At 54.1% G+C, this 15,830-nt stretch carries 13 protein-coding genes and 1 tRNA gene; all 14 read left to right on the plus strand.

Annotated elements, in window-relative coordinates:
* Nucleotides 1–131 (plus strand): EF-Tu C-terminal domain-related protein (locus FFI95_RS15205; protein ID WP_484177367.1); only part of this gene is annotated, 131 nt, incomplete at its 5' end.
* 39 nt (nt 132–170) lie between these two features.
* Nucleotides 171–246: transfer RNA gene (locus FFI95_RS15210), tRNA-Trp, on the plus strand.
* A 35-nt stretch (nt 247–281) separates the two neighbouring features.
* Nucleotides 282–650, plus strand: a complete 369-nt coding sequence (secE, locus tag FFI95_RS15215; protein WP_144823884.1) for a preprotein translocase subunit SecE — start codon at nt 282–284, stop codon at nt 648–650.
* A 12-nt stretch (nt 651–662) separates the two neighbouring features.
* Entirely contained in the window at nt 663–1,196 is a 534-nt protein-coding gene (gene nusG, locus FFI95_RS15220) for a transcription termination/antitermination protein NusG (protein WP_144823885.1), read from the plus strand.
* A gap of 102 nt (nt 1,197–1,298) precedes the next feature.
* On the plus strand, nt 1,299–1,730 hold the full coding sequence (rplK, locus tag FFI95_RS15225; protein WP_144823886.1) for a 50S ribosomal protein L11: 432 nt from the start codon (nt 1,299–1,301) through the stop codon (nt 1,728–1,730).
* 1 nt (nt 1,731) lies between these two features.
* Nucleotides 1,732–2,430 carry a 50S ribosomal protein L1 gene (rplA, locus tag FFI95_RS15230; RefSeq protein ID WP_144823887.1) on the plus strand — a complete coding sequence of 233 codons (699 nt, stop codon included), beginning with the start codon at nt 1,732–1,734 and terminating at the stop codon, nt 2,428–2,430.
* A gap of 254 nt (nt 2,431–2,684) precedes the next feature.
* Nucleotides 2,685–3,215: a 50S ribosomal protein L10 gene (gene rplJ, locus FFI95_RS15235; RefSeq protein ID WP_144823888.1), complete on the plus strand. Its 531-nt coding sequence runs from the start codon at nt 2,685–2,687 to the stop codon at nt 3,213–3,215.
* Nucleotides 3,216–3,254: 39 nt separating this feature from the next.
* Nucleotides 3,255–3,632, plus strand: a complete 378-nt coding sequence (gene rplL, locus FFI95_RS15240) for a 50S ribosomal protein L7/L12 (protein WP_144823889.1) — start codon at nt 3,255–3,257, stop codon at nt 3,630–3,632.
* A 193-nt stretch (nt 3,633–3,825) separates the two neighbouring features.
* Nucleotides 3,826–7,902, plus strand: coding sequence for a DNA-directed RNA polymerase subunit beta (rpoB, locus tag FFI95_RS15245; RefSeq protein WP_144823890.1), 4,077 nt, complete (start codon nt 3,826–3,828; stop codon nt 7,900–7,902).
* 76 nt (nt 7,903–7,978) lie between these two features.
* Nucleotides 7,979–12,193 carry a DNA-directed RNA polymerase subunit beta' gene (gene rpoC, locus FFI95_RS15250; RefSeq protein ID WP_144823891.1) on the plus strand — a complete coding sequence of 1,405 codons (4,215 nt, stop codon included), beginning with the start codon at nt 7,979–7,981 and terminating at the stop codon, nt 12,191–12,193.
* A gap of 160 nt (nt 12,194–12,353) precedes the next feature.
* Nucleotides 12,354–12,728 (plus strand): 30S ribosomal protein S12, encoded by a 375-nt coding sequence (gene rpsL / locus FFI95_RS15255; protein WP_144823892.1) that lies wholly within the window; start codon nt 12,354–12,356, stop codon nt 12,726–12,728.
* A gap of 116 nt (nt 12,729–12,844) precedes the next feature.
* A complete protein-coding gene (gene rpsG / locus FFI95_RS15260) occupies nt 12,845–13,315 on the plus strand; it encodes a 30S ribosomal protein S7 (RefSeq protein ID WP_144823893.1) in 471 nt (156 codons plus the stop codon).
* Between the two features lie 19 nt (nt 13,316–13,334).
* Nucleotides 13,335–15,440 (plus strand): elongation factor G, encoded by a 2,106-nt coding sequence (fusA, locus tag FFI95_RS15265; protein ID WP_144823894.1) that lies wholly within the window; start codon nt 13,335–13,337, stop codon nt 15,438–15,440.
* A gap of 35 nt (nt 15,441–15,475) precedes the next feature.
* The coding region (locus FFI95_RS15270; protein WP_246069532.1) for a GTP-binding protein at nt 15,476–15,830 on the plus strand (355 nt) is incomplete at its 3' end.

The raw sequence follows: 15,830 nt of genomic DNA on the forward strand, positions 1-15,830 counted from the left end.
TGCCGGGTGACAACGTGAAGATGGATGTTACCCTGATTGCTCCGATCGCCATGGAAGATGGCCTGCGTTTCGCGATTCGCGAAGGTGGCCGTACCGTTGGTGCCGGTGTAGTCGCAAAGATTATCGAGTAATTTGCTCGGTAGTGTAAGTGCACTGAGTTGTTTCGGTGCAGGCCAGTAGCTCAATTGGCAGAGCAGCGGTCTCCAAAACCGCAGGTTGGGGGTTCGATTCCCTCCTGGCCTGCCATTTTTTTAAACATCCGGATAGATAAGTTGATTCCCATGGAGTCAAAAGCCGTTCAGTCAAGCAGCCGCTTCGATACTTTGAAGTGGCTGGTTGTGTTTTTGCTGGTTGCTGTTGGTGTTGTTGGTAACCAGTATTTCAGCGCCGAATCGTTGCTGTATCGGGTTCTGGCTCTTGTTGCTCTGGCAATTGTTGCAGGTTTTGTGGCTTTGCAAACAGTGCGGGGGCGTCGCTTTGCGACACTGCTCAAAGAGGCGCGTGTCGAAATCCGGAAGGTGGTTTGGCCCACCAGGCCAGAGCTGGTGCAGACCACAGTAATCGTTGTGGTGTTTGTGCTGGTAGTGTCCCTTATTTTGTGGGGCATGGACTCGTTAATTAGCTGGCTTGTCGCCGGGTTCATCGGTTAACAGGAGTGGGCAATGGCAAAGCGCTGGTACGTAGTTCATGCGTATTCCGGATATGAGAAGCGTGTAATGCGCACCCTTACTGAGCGGGTCGCGCTCGAGGGTATGGAAGACAAATTCGGTGATATCCTGGTTCCTACCGAAGAAGTTGTAGAGATGCGCGACGGCAAGAAGCGCAAAAGTGAGCGCAAGTTCTATCCCGGATATGTTCTTGTTCAGATGGAGCTTGATGACGCAACCTGGCATCTTGTCAAGAACACGCCGCGTGTGCTCGGTTTTATCGGTGGTACCAAGGATAAGCCTGCTCCTATTACAGAGCGCGAAGCAGAGGCGATTCTGCGCCGTGTCGAAAGTGGTGCCGATAAACCTCGGCCCAAGACGTTGTTTGAGCCAGGCGAAGTTGTGCGCGTAATTGAAGGTCCTTTCGCGGACTTCAATGGCGTAGTTGAAGAAGTCGACTACGACAAGAGTCGTGTCAAAGTTGCTGTTCTTATTTTTGGACGCTCAACTCCAGTAGAACTGGAATTTGGTCAGGTCGAAAAAGACTGAACCGCAGCTTTTTACCGGAAGGCTCGCGCACCAAGGTGTAGCGGGCTTTTTGTGTCTGAAACGGGGAGCCTCGAAGGCGTTTGAACCCACAGGAGTACTATCATGGCAAAGAAGATAGAAGCATACATCAAGCTTCAGGTTGCAGCCGGCAAGGCCAACCCGAGCCCCCCCGTTGGTCCTGCTCTGGGTCAGCGTGGTGTGAACATCATGGAGTTCTGTAAAGCTTTTAACGCGCAGACTCAGGATATGGAGGCCGGCCTTCCTATTCCTACGGTTATCACTGTCTACAGTGATCGCAGTTTTACGTTCATCACCAAAACACCACCCGCACCGGTTCTGCTCAAGAAAGCAGCAGGTGTTAAAACCGGATCTGGTCGGCCAAATACCGATAAAGTCGGTAAGGTAACCCGCGAGCAACTCGAAGAGATCGCGAAAACCAAAGAGCCGGATCTGACAGCTGCTGATATGGATGCAGCGGTTCGCACAATTGCCGGAACTGCCCGCAGCATGGGCCTGACCGTGGAGGGCGTGTAAAATGACAAAGCTGAGCAAGCGTCAGAAGCTTATCCGGGAAAAAACCGACTCGACACGCGCCTATCCTATTGAGGAAGCTGTTGCCCTGTTGGTTGAACTTGGCGAAACGGTAAAGTTCAAAGAGTCAGTGGATGTAGCCGTTAATCTTGGCGTTGATCCGCGAAAATCAGACCAGGTTGTTCGTAGCAGTACTGTACTGCCGCACGGCACTGGTAAAAGCGTTCGCGTTGCTGTTTTCACCCAGGGTGCAAATGCAGACAAAGCAACGGCTGCAGGCGCAGACATTGTGGGCATGGACGACCTGGCTGAGGAAGTCAAAAAAGGCAACATGGACTTTGACGTGGTTATCGCCACGCCGGACGCTATGCGTGTTGTTGGTCAGCTGGGCCAGATTCTTGGGCCTCGCGGCCTGATGCCGAACCCGAAGGTAGGTACAGTTACTCCGGATGTAGAGACGGCTGTTAAAAACGCGAAAGCGGGTCAGGTACGGTACCGTACGGACAAAAACGGCATTATTCACGCTCCGCTGGGTAACGTGGAATTCTCTGCTGAGAACATCAAGGAAAACCTTGAAGCTCTGATAGCAGATCTGAAAAAGGCCAAGCCATCTGCGGCAAAAGGTGTGTATCTCAAGAAGATCACTCTTTCGTCTACGATGGGTCCTGGCCTGACCATCGATCAGAACGGTCTGGCAATCTGACCTGTAGATCGGTAGTCACTTTGTAGTCTAGGCAGAAGCCAAGGCTGTCAAAGACCGCAGGCCCCGGATGTCCCAGACAGAAAGGGTTAAAGCAATGCCTGCGTAGACGGTGTGAAGACGTTCTCTGAACCCAAACACCGTTAAGGCGCCCGAAGGGAGCCATCTGTATCCACCCAGAATGGGCAAACAGAAGGCTCTCTGAGGGTAATAATGGGTTTGTCGGGATACACCCGGCTAAATCGAGGAGAAATCCAGTGGCAATTAGACTCGAAGACAAGAAAGCGATCGTCGCTGAAGTCAACGAGACTGCCGGTGGTGCTCTGTCTGTGGTTTTGGCTGACTATCGTGGTGTTGCCTCTGGCGACATGACGGCTTTGCGTGCCAAGGCTCGTGCTGAGAATGTGCGTTTGAAGGTTGTTCGTAACAACCTGGCCAAAATCGCTATTCGCGGTACCGAGTTTGAGTGCATTGACGAAGCGCTGGTTGGTCCAACCCTTCTGGCATTCTCTATGGAAGATCCAGGTGCAGCAGCACGTCTGCTGAAGGACTTCGCAAAAGAGAAAGATACGTTCGATATTAAAGGACTGGCCGTCGGCGGTGAGCTGATGGATGGAAACCAGATCGATCGTCTTGCCAAGCTGCCAACACGTCACGAAGCATTGACGATGCTGGCTGCGGTTACACAGGCACCAATCACCAAGCTGGCACGGACACTGAACGAAGTTCCTTCGAAAGTGACCCGCGCCGTTGCGGCAGTTCGCGACCAGAAGCAAGAAGCTGCTTGATTCTGTTGAACACCATTTTTATATTTTTTGGAGAAAGTCATGGCTCTGTCTAACGAAGACATTTTGAACGCAATTGCAGAAATGAGCGTAATGGACGTAGTTGCGCTGGTAGAAGCAATGGAAGAGAAGTTCGGCGTATCAGCCGCTGCCGCCGTTGCAGCTGCACCTGCTGCTGGTGGTGGTGAAGCTGCCGCTGAAGAAGAACAGACTGAGTTTGATATCGTTCTTACCGGTGTTGGTGAGAAGAAAGTTAACGTTATCAAAGCCGTTCGTGAACTGACCGGCCTGGGTCTGAAAGAAGCTAAAGAAATGGTTGACGGTGCGCCTTCTACTATCAAAGAAGCAGCGAGCAAAGAAGACTCAGAAGAAGCCAAGAAGAAGCTTGAGGAAGCAGGCGCTTCTGTTGAGCTTAAGTAAGAGTCGGCTGTTGATCGAAACTGCGCTACATGCGTAGTAAGGGCTGGTGGCTGTGTGCCACCGGCCTTTTTCTGTTGTATTTAATATAGTGTCTTTGATCAAGACGGCACGATAAGCCGAGCAATTCGGCCCCGAAGCAGAACATTGGTTGCTTCTTGATACCAGGTATCAGGTCTAAAGCTGGGGAATGCAGATGACTTACTCCTACACTGAGAAAAAGCGGATTCGCAAAGATTTTAGTAAATTGCCGTCCGTGATGGATGTCCCCTATTTGCTGTCTATTCAGCTGGATTCATTCCGGGATTTCCTCCAAATGGAAGCCGCGCCTGGAGATCGTCGGGAAACCGGTCTTCACGCAGCATTCAAATCCGTATTCCCGATTGCCAGTTATTCTGGCAACGCAGCGCTTGAATACGTGAGCTATCGCATTGGTGAGCCCGTATTCGATGTTAAGGAATGCCAGCTTAGGGGCGTGACGTATGCAGCGCCGCTGAGAGTAAAAGTTCGCCTTATCATTTACGATAAGGAATCGTCCAGCAAGGCGATCAAGGATATCAAGGAACAAGAAGTCTACATGGGCGAAATGCCCCTGATGACTGAGAACGGTACCTTCGTTATCAATGGTACCGAGCGTGTTATCGTTTCCCAGCTTCACCGCTCTCCGGGTGTGTTCTTTGACCATGATAAGGGCAAGACTCACTCATCCGGCAAGCTGTTGTATTCGGCCCGGGTTATTCCATACCGTGGCTCCTGGCTCGATTTCGAGTTTGATCCCAAAGACTCAGTGTTCGTTCGTATCGACCGTCGACGCAAGTTACCGGCATCGATTCTGCTGCGTGCGCTTGGATATACATCCGAGCAGATGCTGGGAATGTTCTTTGAGACAACCAGCTTTACCCTTGGAGCAGAGACCTGCAAGCTGGAGCTGGTACCCAGCCGGCTGCGGGGCGATATCGCAACGTTTGATATCAAGGACAACGAAGGCAACCTGATTGTGGAAGAGGGGCGCCGTGTTACCGCCCGTCACATCAGGCAGCTTGAGAAGGCCGGCATCACAGAGCTTGATGTACCGACCGAGTACCTTTTCGGCCGTGTGCTGGCAAAAGATATGGTCGACGAGGCCACTGGTGAAGTGCTGGTTGAGTGCAACACCGAGCTGGATGAAGAGATTATCAACAAGATTCTTGATGCCGGCGTCACCGAAATCGAGACTCTGTATACCAACGATCTGGACTGTGGCCCGTTCATGTCCGACACCCTGCGGATCGATCCGACCCGTAGCCCGTTGGAGGCCCTCGTTGAGATCTACCGGATGATGCGTCCGGGAGAGCCGCCCACGAAAGAGTCGGCAGAAAATCTGTTCACTAACCTGTTCTTCTCGGATGAGCGTTACGACCTGTCTGCGGTTGGCCGTATGAAGCTGAACCGTCGCCTGCGTCGTGAAGAGAGCACTGGCTCTGGCACGCTCACGAACGAAGACATCATTGATGTCCTGAAGACGCTAATCGACATCCGTAACGGTCACGGTAACGTCGATGACATCGATAACCTGGGCAACCGCCGGGTGCGTTCGGTTGGTGAAATGGCCGAGAACCAGTTCCGTGTCGGTCTGGTTCGTGTTGAAAGGGCGGTCCGTGAGCGGCTGAGTCTGGCTGAAAGCGAAGGGCTGATGCCGCAGGACCTGATCAACGCCAAGCCGGTAGCAGCAGCGGTCAAAGAGTTCTTTGGCTCCAGCCAGCTGTCCCAGTTTATGGACCAGAACAACCCGCTGTCGGAAGTGACGCACAAGCGCCGCATTTCCGCACTCGGGCCTGGTGGTCTGACACGGGAGCGTGCCGGCTTTGAGGTGAGGGACGTACACCCGACTCACTATGGACGGGTGTGTCCGATCGAGACGCCGGAAGGCCCGAACATCGGTTTGATCAACTCTCTGGCGACCTACGCCCGGGCGAACTCCTATGGGTTCCTGGAAAGTCCTTACCGCAAGGTTATCGATGGACAGGTGACTGATGAGCTCGTATACCTGTCAGCCATCGAAGAGAGCAACTATGTTATCGCCCAGGCCAGTGCGGCTATGGATGATGACCACCGTCTGACCGGTGAGCTGGTCACAGTGCGTCACCAGAACGAGACAACCGTCATGTCTCCGGAAAGCGTCAACTTCATGGACGTCTCTCCGCGGCAGGTCGTGTCGGTTGCAGCCTCGCTGATACCGTTCCTGGAGCACGACGATGCTAACCGGGCACTGATGGGTGCCAACATGCAGCGCCAGGCTGTTCCCACATTGCGCGCACAGGTCCCTTATGTGGGCACAGGTGTTGAGCGTACGGTGGCTCAGGATTCCGGTGTGTGCGTCTCTGCCCGTCGTGGTGGCGTTATCGAAAGTGTTGACGCGGCCCGGATTGTGGTTCGTGTGAACCACGAAGAAACAGAAGCCGGTGATGCTGGTGTGGACATTTATAACCTCACCAAGTACACCCGTTCGAACCAGAATACCTGTATTAACCAGCGCTCCATTGTCAACCAGGGCGACGTGATTGCCCGCGGCGACGTGCTAGCGGACGGGCCTTCGGTAGACCTGGGTGAACTGGCGCTGGGGCAGAACATGCGCATCGCATTCATGCCCTGGAATGGTTATAACTTTGAGGACTCGATCCTGATCTCCGAGAAGGTTGTTCAGGAAGATCGCCTGACGACCATTCACATTCAGGAGCTGACCTGTGTGGCTCGTGATACCAAGCTGGGCAGTGAAGAAATCACCGCGGATATTCCGAACGTGGGTGAAAGTGCTCTGTCCAAGCTCGATGAGTCAGGCATTGTTTATATCGGTGCAGAAGTAGGCGCCGGCGATATTCTGGTGGGCAAGGTCACACCCAAAGGTGAGACCCAGCTGACACCGGAGGAAAAGCTGTTGCGGGCCATTTTTGGTGAGAAAGCGTCGGATGTAAAAGACACTTCCTCACGGGTTCCTACAGGAACGCGCGGTACCGTGATTGATGTGCAGGTCTTTACCCGTGATGGTATCGAGAAAGACCAGCGCGCCCAGTCCATCGAGAAAGAGCAGCTTGATCAGTACCGGAAAGACCTGAAAGACGAATATCGAATCGTTGAAGGTGCCACCTTTGAGCGGTTGATGCAGGCTCTGAAAGGAAAGCCGGTGATCAGTGGTCCGGGCCTGAAAAAGGGCGCGACTCTGGAAGAGGGCTACCTGAGCGACCTGCCGCGTGCAGACTGGTTCCGGTTGCGCATGGAAGACGAAAGCCTTAATGAGCTTCTGGAGAAGTCCGAGCAGGGCCTTGAAGACCGTAAGAAGGAGCATGAAGCTCGCTTTGACGACAAGAAAGGAAAACTGCAGCAGGGTGACGATCTGGCCCCGGGCGTGCAGAAAATCGTCAAGGTATATCTTGCGATCAAGCGTCGTATTCAGCCAGGTGACAAGATGGCCGGGCGCCATGGTAACAAGGGTGTTATCTCTGCCGTGATGCCGGTAGAGGACATGCCATACGATGAATTTGGTAACACCGTGGATGTGGTCATGAACCCGCTGGGTGTTCCATCGCGAATGAACGTAGGGCAGGTTCTTGAAACCCATCTGGGTGCGGCAGCCAAAGGGCTGGGTGAGCGCATCAGCAAAATGCTGGATGAACAGCGCAAGGTCGCCGAGGTGCGTCAGCTGCTCGATGAAATCTATAACCACTCAGACGAAGTAGGCCGGGTCGATCTGGACTCTTTGAGTGATAAAGAAATTCTCGAGATGTCCAACAACCTGCGCGATGCGGTGCCAATGGCTACGCCGGTGTTTGATGGTGCGGAAGAGGCCGAAGTCAAGCACATGCTTGATCTGGCTGGTCTGGACACAAGTGGTCAGACCATGCTGTACGACGGCCGCACAGGTGACGCTTTTGATCGTCCGGTGACGGTTGGGTATATGTATATACTCAAGCTCAACCACCTGATTGATGACAAGATGCACGCCCGTTCCACCGGTTCCTACAGCCTGGTTACCCAGCAGCCATTGGGTGGTAAGGCGCAGTTCGGTGGTCAGCGTTTCGGTGAGATGGAAGTATGGGCACTTGAGGCCTATGGTGCAGCGTATACACTGCAGGAAATGCTCACTGTCAAGTCTGACGACGTGAACGGCCGGACCAAGATGTACAAGAACATTGTCGATGGAGACCATCGGATGGAGCCCGGCATGCCGGAGTCCTTCAACGTTCTTGTCAAGGAGATCCGTTCGCTGGGTATCGACATCGAGCTGGAATCTGAGTGAACCGAATTGTTTTTGGCAGCGTGAGCGGGCACTTGTTGTGCCCGCCCGAGATTAACGCCATCCGGAGCTTTTACTGATGAAAGATTTGCTGAATCTTCTCAAGAGCCAGAACCAAAGCAAGGAATTTGACGCCATTCGTATTGGACTGGCGTCACCGGACATGATCCGTTCCTGGTCCTTTGGTGAAGTAAAGAAGCCTGAGACCATTAACTACCGCACGTTCAAGCCAGAACGTGACGGCCTTTTCTGTGCCAAGATTTTTGGCCCGATCAAGGATTACGAGTGCCTGTGTGGCAAGTACAAGCGCCTCAAGCATCGCGGTGTGATCTGCGAGAAGTGTGGCGTTGAAGTCGCTCTGGCCAGCGTTCGTCGTGAGCGCATGGGCCATATCGACCTGGCCTGCCCGGTCGCGCACATCTGGTTCCTGAAGTCACTGCCGTCCCGTATCGGTCTGATGCTGGATATGACGCTGCGTGACATTGAGCGTGTGCTCTACTTTGAGTCTTTCATAGTGATCGACCCGGGTATGACGACGCTTGAGCGGGGCCAGCTGCTTAACGACGAACAGTATTTTGAAGCCCTGGAAGAGTTCGGCGACGAGTTTGATGCCCGCATGGGTGCCGAAGCCGTCAAAGAACTGCTCGAGGGTATTGATCTGCAAGAGGAAGTGGATGCCCTGAGGGAAGAGATTCCCCAGACCAATTCCGAGACCAAGATCAAAAAGTTCAGCAAGCGCCTGAAAATTCTGGAAGCTTTCCTGTACTCAGGCAACAAGCCTGGGGACATGGTCATGACGGTCCTGCCTGTGCTGCCGCCCGACCTGCGTCCACTGGTACCGCTTGACGGTGGTCGTTTCGCGACCTCTGACCTTAACGACCTGTATCGTCGCGTGATTAACCGGAACAACCGGCTGAAGCGTCTGCTTGAACTGAGCGCTCCGGACATTATCGTGCGCAACGAAAAGCGTATGCTGCAGGAGTCGGTTGACGCCCTGCTGGACAACGGTCGTCGGGGACGGGCGATTACCGGTACCAACAAGCGTCCGTTGAAGTCGCTTGCGGATATGATCAAGGGTAAGCAAGGCCGTTTCCGTCAGAACCTGCTCGGTAAGCGGGTGGACTACTCTGGCCGTTCGGTGATCGTGGTCGGGCCTTATCTCCGCCTGCATCAGTGTGGTCTGCCGAAGAAAATGGCGCTGGAGCTGTTCAAGCCCTTTATTTTCTCCAAGCTGGAGCATCGGGGGCTGGCGACGACCATCAAGGCCGCGAAGAAAATGGTCGAGCGGGAAGAGGGTGTTGTCTGGGATATTCTGGATGAAGTTATCCGTCAGCACCCGATTATGCTGAACCGGGCGCCGACACTGCACCGTCTCGGTATCCAGGCCTTCGAACCGGTCCTGATCGAGGGCAAGGCAATCCAGTTGCACCCGTTGGTTTGTGCGGCGTATAACGCCGACTTTGACGGGGACCAGATGGCGGTGCACGTACCGCTGACGCTGGAAGCTCAGCTTGAAGCCCGTGCCTTGATGATGTCCACGAACAACATCCTGTCGCCGGCAAACGGTGAGCCGATCATTGTTCCTTCCCAGGACGTAGTACTCGGCCTGTATTACATGACCCGTGAGCGTAAGAGTGCGACCGGCGAAGGTATGGTGTTTGCCGACATCAAAGAGGCACACCGCGCCTATGGCGCCGGCAAGGTCGACCTGCAGGCGATTGTTAAGGTGCGGGTCAAAGAAGTCACAATCCAGGAAAATGGTGAGCGCACCGAAGAGTACAAGATTGTCGACACTACGGTAGGCCGCGCCTTGCTGTTTGATATTGTTCCGGATGGCCTCTCCTATGACCTGGTTAACAAACCAATGGTCAAGAAAGAGATTTCTAACCTGATCAATACCTGCTACCGGGATGCCGGCCTGAAAGATACGGTTATCTTTGCCGACCAGCTCATGTACATGGGTTATCACTATGCAACGGTTTCCGGGATTTCCATCGGCTTCAACGATTTCGAGATTCCCCCGGAAAAGTACGAGCTGGTGGATGCGGCGACGCAGGAAGTAAAAGATATAGAAAACCAGTACGCATCGGGCCTGCTGACTCAGGGCGAGAAGTACAACAAGGTGATCGATATCTGGTCCCGTGCTAACGACAAGGTCTCCAAGGTCATGATGGAGCGTCTGGCACAGGAAAAGGTCATCGATGCTGAGGGTGACGTCGTCAAAGGGGAAGACGGTGAAGCTCTGATGCAGGAGTCGTTTAACTCCGTTTACATGATGGCCGATTCCGGTGCCCGTGGCTCCGCTGCTCAGATTCGTCAGCTGGCTGGTATGCGAGGCCTGATGGCCAAGCCCGACGGCTCAATCATCGAGACGCCGATCACCGCCAACTTCCGTGAGGGGCTGAACGTACTTCAGTACTTTATCTCCACCCACGGTGCCCGTAAGGGTCTGGCAGATACCGCACTGAAGACCGCCAACTCGGGTTATCTGACCCGTCGTCTGGTGGACGTGTCTCAGGACCTGGTAGTGACAGAAGAAAACTGCGGAACCCAGGAAGGTATCCTGATGACGCCGCACATCGAGGGTGGTGATGTCGTTGTACCACTGGGTGATCGAGTGCTGGGGCGGGTTACCGCCCGGGATGCCTTTACACCAACCGACAAGGATAACGCGGTTATCCCGGAAGATACCCTGTTGGATGAAAAGGCCGTAGAGCTACTTGAAAGCGCCGGTGTTGACGAAGTGTGGGTGCGTTCTGCGATTACCTGCGAGACCCGTCACGGCATCTGCTCCATGTGCTATGGCCGCGACCTGGCCAGAGGCCATCAGGTTAACGTGGGTGAAGCCGTTGGTGTTATTGCGGCACAGTCCATTGGTGAGCCGGGTACACAGCTGACCATGCGTACGTTCCACATTGGTGGCGCGGCAAGTCGGGCATCGGCTGTGGACAATATCCAGGTGAAGCATGGTGGTACGGTGCGTCTGCACAACCTCAAGTCGCTTGAGAAAGACGACGGCAGCCTGGTGGTCATTTCGCGCTCCTCTGCGCTGGCAATAGCCGACGATCAGGGTCGTGAGCGGGAGTGGTACAAACTGCCCTACGGCGCCGTATTGTCAGTACGCAATGGTGATGAGGTAGACGCAGGCGTTGTGGTTGCCAAGTGGGATCCGCACACGCATCCGATTATTGCAGAAGCCAAGGGTACCGCCAGGTTCGTCAATATGGAGCAGGGTATTACCGTGCGTACCCAGACTGACGAACTGACCGGCCTGTCCACCATGGAGGTCATCGATCCCAAGGATCGTCCGGTAGCCGGTAAGGATCTCCGGCCAGCGATTCAGATGATTGATGAAGCAGGTAACGAAGTTGAGCTGCCCGGTGGTGGCGCAGCTATTTTCTTCTTGCCGGCAAACGCGCTGGTCACACTGGCTGACGGCGCACGCATCGAGCTGGGTGACGCAGTTGCGCGTATTCCCCAGGCGAGTACGAAGACCCGCGACATCACCGGTGGTTTGCCACGGGTTGCTGACTTGTTTGAGGCCCGCCGGCCGAAAGAGTCTTCTATCTTGGCAGAGATCAGCGGGACCGTATCGTTCGGTAAGGAAACCAAGGGCAAGAAGCGTCTGGTGATCACCCCGCAGGATGCAGATCCCTACGAGGTGCTGATTCCCAAACACCGTCAGATGAACGTGTTTGAGGGCGAGACGGTTGAAAAAGGTGAGGTGATATCCGACGGGCCATCCAACCCGCACGATATCCTGCGCTTGCTTGGCGTGGTTGAGTTAGCGAAGTACATCACTAACGAAATCCAGGATGTGTATCGTCTGCAGGGCGTTATCATCAACGATAAGCATATCGAGGTTATCGTACGCCAGATGCTGCGCAAGGTTGAGGTCACCGATCCGGGTGACACCGACCTGCTTTCCGGTGACCAGCTTGAGATTACCCGTCTCCTGGAGGAAAACGAAAAAGCGCACGCAGCGGATAAAGAGCCGGCAAGGTTCGAGCGTTTGTTGCTTGGTATCACCAAGGCATCGCTGGCGACTGAGTCGTTTATCTCTGCGGCGTCGTTCCAGGAAACCACCCGGGTTCTCACCGAAGGTGCGGTTACCGGCAAGCGCGACTACCTGCGTGGCCTGAAAGAAAACGTCGTGGTTGGTCGACTGATTCCTGCGGGAACCGGGTTGGCTTATCACGCCGAGCGTCGCCGTAAACGCGAACTGGAAGAGCAGGGCGTTACCGCAGCCGACGTGGAAGAAGCTCTGAGTGCAGAACTCAACCGCGGAGGTTGAGATAAGCACACCACCTCCGTGTAGTTACTTACGCGGAGGTGGTTAAAAAGAGAACAGTCTTCTTGACTGTCCGGGGGCGCCGGATTAAACTTGCGACCCTTAATTTTACCCCCTTAGCTGGGGGTAAGTTTCATTGATATGGTTTTTGGAGTTTGCTTACATGGCAACGATTAATCAGTTGGTACGTAAGCCTCGTAAGCGCAGAGTGGCCAAGAGCGATGTTCCTGCTCTTCAGGCATGCCCTCAGCGCCGTGGAGTGTGCACACGTGTATACACCACAACACCGAAGAAGCCGAACTCCGCACTGCGTAAAGTGTGTCGTGTTCGTCTGACCAACGGTTACGAGGTTTCCTCATACATTGGTGGTGAAGGCCACAACCTTCAGGAGCACAGTGTTGTGCTGATCCGCGGCGGTCGGGTAAAAGACCTTCCGGGTGTGCGTTATCACACTGTTCGCGGAACACTGGATACCCAGGGTGTGCAGAACCGTAAGAAGGGCCGTTCGAAGTACGGTGCCAAACGACCCAAGTCCTGATATCCCTGATGGGTGTCTTTTATCGTTGCTTGTGAGAACGGTAAGAGTAAGGCTGAGTAGCCTGTGGCTATCTCAGGGGTTCCTGAAGACCTTTTAAAACAGATAAGGGCTTATCGATGCCTAGAAGACGTATTGCAGCAAAACGGGAGATCATCCCGGATCCGAAATTTGGTAGCACCCGCCTTGCCAAGTTCATCAACCACGTGATGGAGAGTGGCAAAAAAGCGGTAGCAGAGCGCATTGTTTATGGCGCGCTGACGATTGTTGCCGAAAAATCCAAAGAAGAGCCTCTTGACATGTTTGAGAAGGCCCTGGAGAACATCCAGCCGATGGTAGAGGTTAAATCCCGCCGTGTGGGTGGTGCGACGTACCAGGTGCCTGTTGAAGTAAGGCCTTCACGTCAGCACGCGCTGGCTATGCGCTGGCTCGTAGAGTTTTCCCGGAAGCGTGGTGAAAAGTCGATGGCGCAACGTTTGGCTGGTGAAATTCTTGACGCTGCAGACAGCAAAGGTTCCGCTGTCAAGAAGCGTGAAGACGTGCACCGCATGGCAGAAGCCAACAAGGCGTTCTCCCACTTCCGTTTTTAAATAGCCGAGGTTTATTACAGTGGCACGTAAAACTCCGATTAAACGTTACAGAAACATTGGTATCTGTGCGCACGTTGATGCGGGCAAGACCACCACGACCGAACGTATTCTTTATTACACCGGTCGTAGCCACAAGATGGGTGAGACCCATGATGGGGCGTCTACCACTGACTGGATGTCCCAGGAACAGGAGCGTGGGATTACCATCACCTCAGCTGCTGTGACCACATTCTGGCAGGGCATGGACAAGCAGTTCGATGAGCACCGTATCAACGTAATTGATACCCCGGGTCACGTCGACTTTACAATCGAAGTTGAGCGTTCTCTGCGAGTGCTCGACGGCGCGGTTGTTGTATTCTGTGGTTCTTCTGGTGTTGAGCCGCAGTCCGAGACTGTATGGCGCCAGGCAAACAAGTACGAAGTGCCCCGCATTGTTTTCGTTAACAAGCTGGACCGCGCCGGTGCGGACTTCCTGCGCGTAGTTGAACAGATCAAAAACCGTCTGGGGGCTTCCCCGGTTCCTCTGCAGTTACCGATCGGGTCTGAGGACCAGTTCGAGGGTGTTGTCGATCTGTTGCGCATGAAGTCTATCCACTGGAATGACAAAGACATGGGTATGACCTATGAAGTCGGCGACATTCCCGAGGATATGATTGATCAGGTAAATGAGTATCGCGAACACCTGGTAGAGTCTGCAGCTGAAGCTAACGAAGAGCTCATGGACAAGTACCTTGAGACCGGCGAGCTGACGCTTGAAGAGATCAAGAAGGGTCTTCGTGAGCGTACGCTGGCTAACGAAATTGTTCTTGCCTGCTGTGGTTCAGCGTTCAAGAACAAAGGTGTTCAGGCGATGCTGGACGCGGTTATCGAGTACCTGCCCGCGCCGGACGAAGTTAAGGCTATCCGTGGCGAGATCGATGATGAAGGCACGGAAGGCACCCGTCATGCAGACGACAAGGCGCCGTTCTCGGCCCTGGCGTTTAAAATTGCGACGGACCCGTTTGTGGGTACCCTCACATTCTTCCGGGTTTACTCAGGCAAGCTTGAGTCTGGACAGACTGTGCTCAACTCCGTAAAAGGCAAGAAAGAGCGCGTTGGTCGTATGGTTCAGATGCACGCCAACGACCGTGAAGAGATCAAGGAAGTTCTGGCAGGTGATATTGCTGCGGCAATCGGTCTGAAGAACGTTACCACGGGTGACACCCTGTGTGATGAGAATAACAAGATTATTCTTGAGCGCATGGAGTTCCCGGAGCCGGTTATCTCGGTTGCGGTTGAGCCCAAGTCGAAGGCGGACCAGGAGAAAATGGGTACAGCTCTGGGTAAACTAGCCCAGGAAGACCCGTCGTTCCGTGTGCGCACCGACGAGGAAACTGGGCAGACCATTATTTCCGGTATGGGTGAGCTTCACCTGGACATTCTCGTTGACCGTATGCGTCGCGAGTTCAAGGTAGACGCAAACATTGGTAAGCCTCAGGTTGCCTACCGCGAGTGCATTCGCCAGTCCGCGGATGTTGAAGGTAAGTTTGTTCGCCAGTCAGGTGGTCGCGGTCAGTACGGGCATGTAAAGATCAAGCTCGATCCGCTGCCGCTGGACGAAGAGGATGGTGAAAACTTCATCTTTGTGAATGAGATCGTCGGTGGTGCTATTCCGAAGGAATACATCTCGTCGGTTGAGCAGGGTATCTCGGAGCAGATGCAGAACGGCTGTCTGGCCGGCTATCCGCTGCTGGGTATCAAGGCAACCTTGTACGATGGTTCGTACCACGAAGTGGACTCCAACGAAATGGCCTTTAAAGTCGCCGGTTCCATGGCGATGAAAAAAGGTGCGCTGGAGGCGAACCCGGCTCTGCTTGAGCCGATGATGAAAGTTGAGGTTGTAACCCCTGAAGACTACATGGGTGACGTGGTTGGCGATTTGAATCGTCGTCGCGGCCTTGTTCAGGGTATGGAAGACGGCCCGGCGGGTAAAACCATCAACGCCGAAGTTCCGTTGTCGGAGATGTTTGGCTACGCCACGGATCTGCGCTCTGTTACTCAGGGCCGTGCATCCTACGCAATGGAGTTTTCGCGTTATGCGGAAGCGCCGACCAACATCGCCGAAGAAATTATTCAAAAGGGTTGATACCCAGGACTTAAGTAACAGGAAGAGGTGTAACTGTGTCTAAATCAAAGTTTGAACGTAATAAGCCGCACCTGAACGTGGGCACTATTGGTCACGTTGACCACGGCAAGACGACTCTGACCGCTGCTCTGACGCGTGTATGTCACGAAGTTTGGGGCACAGGTTCAGCCAGTGCATTCGACACGATCGATAACGCACCGGAAGAGCGTGAGCGTGGTATTACCATTGCGACGTCTCACGTTGAGTATGATTCACCGAGCCGTCACTACGCACACGTAGACTGCCCGGGCCACGCTGACTATGTTAAGAACATGATCACGGGTGCAGCACAGATGGACGGTGCGATTCTGGTTTGTTCCGCAGCTGACGGCCCCATGCCGCAGACGCGTG

It is taken from the genome of Marinobacter piscis (assembly GCF_007671655.1).
In the GTDB taxonomy this organism is placed as follows: domain Bacteria; phylum Pseudomonadota; class Gammaproteobacteria; order Pseudomonadales; family Oleiphilaceae; genus Marinobacter; species Marinobacter piscensis.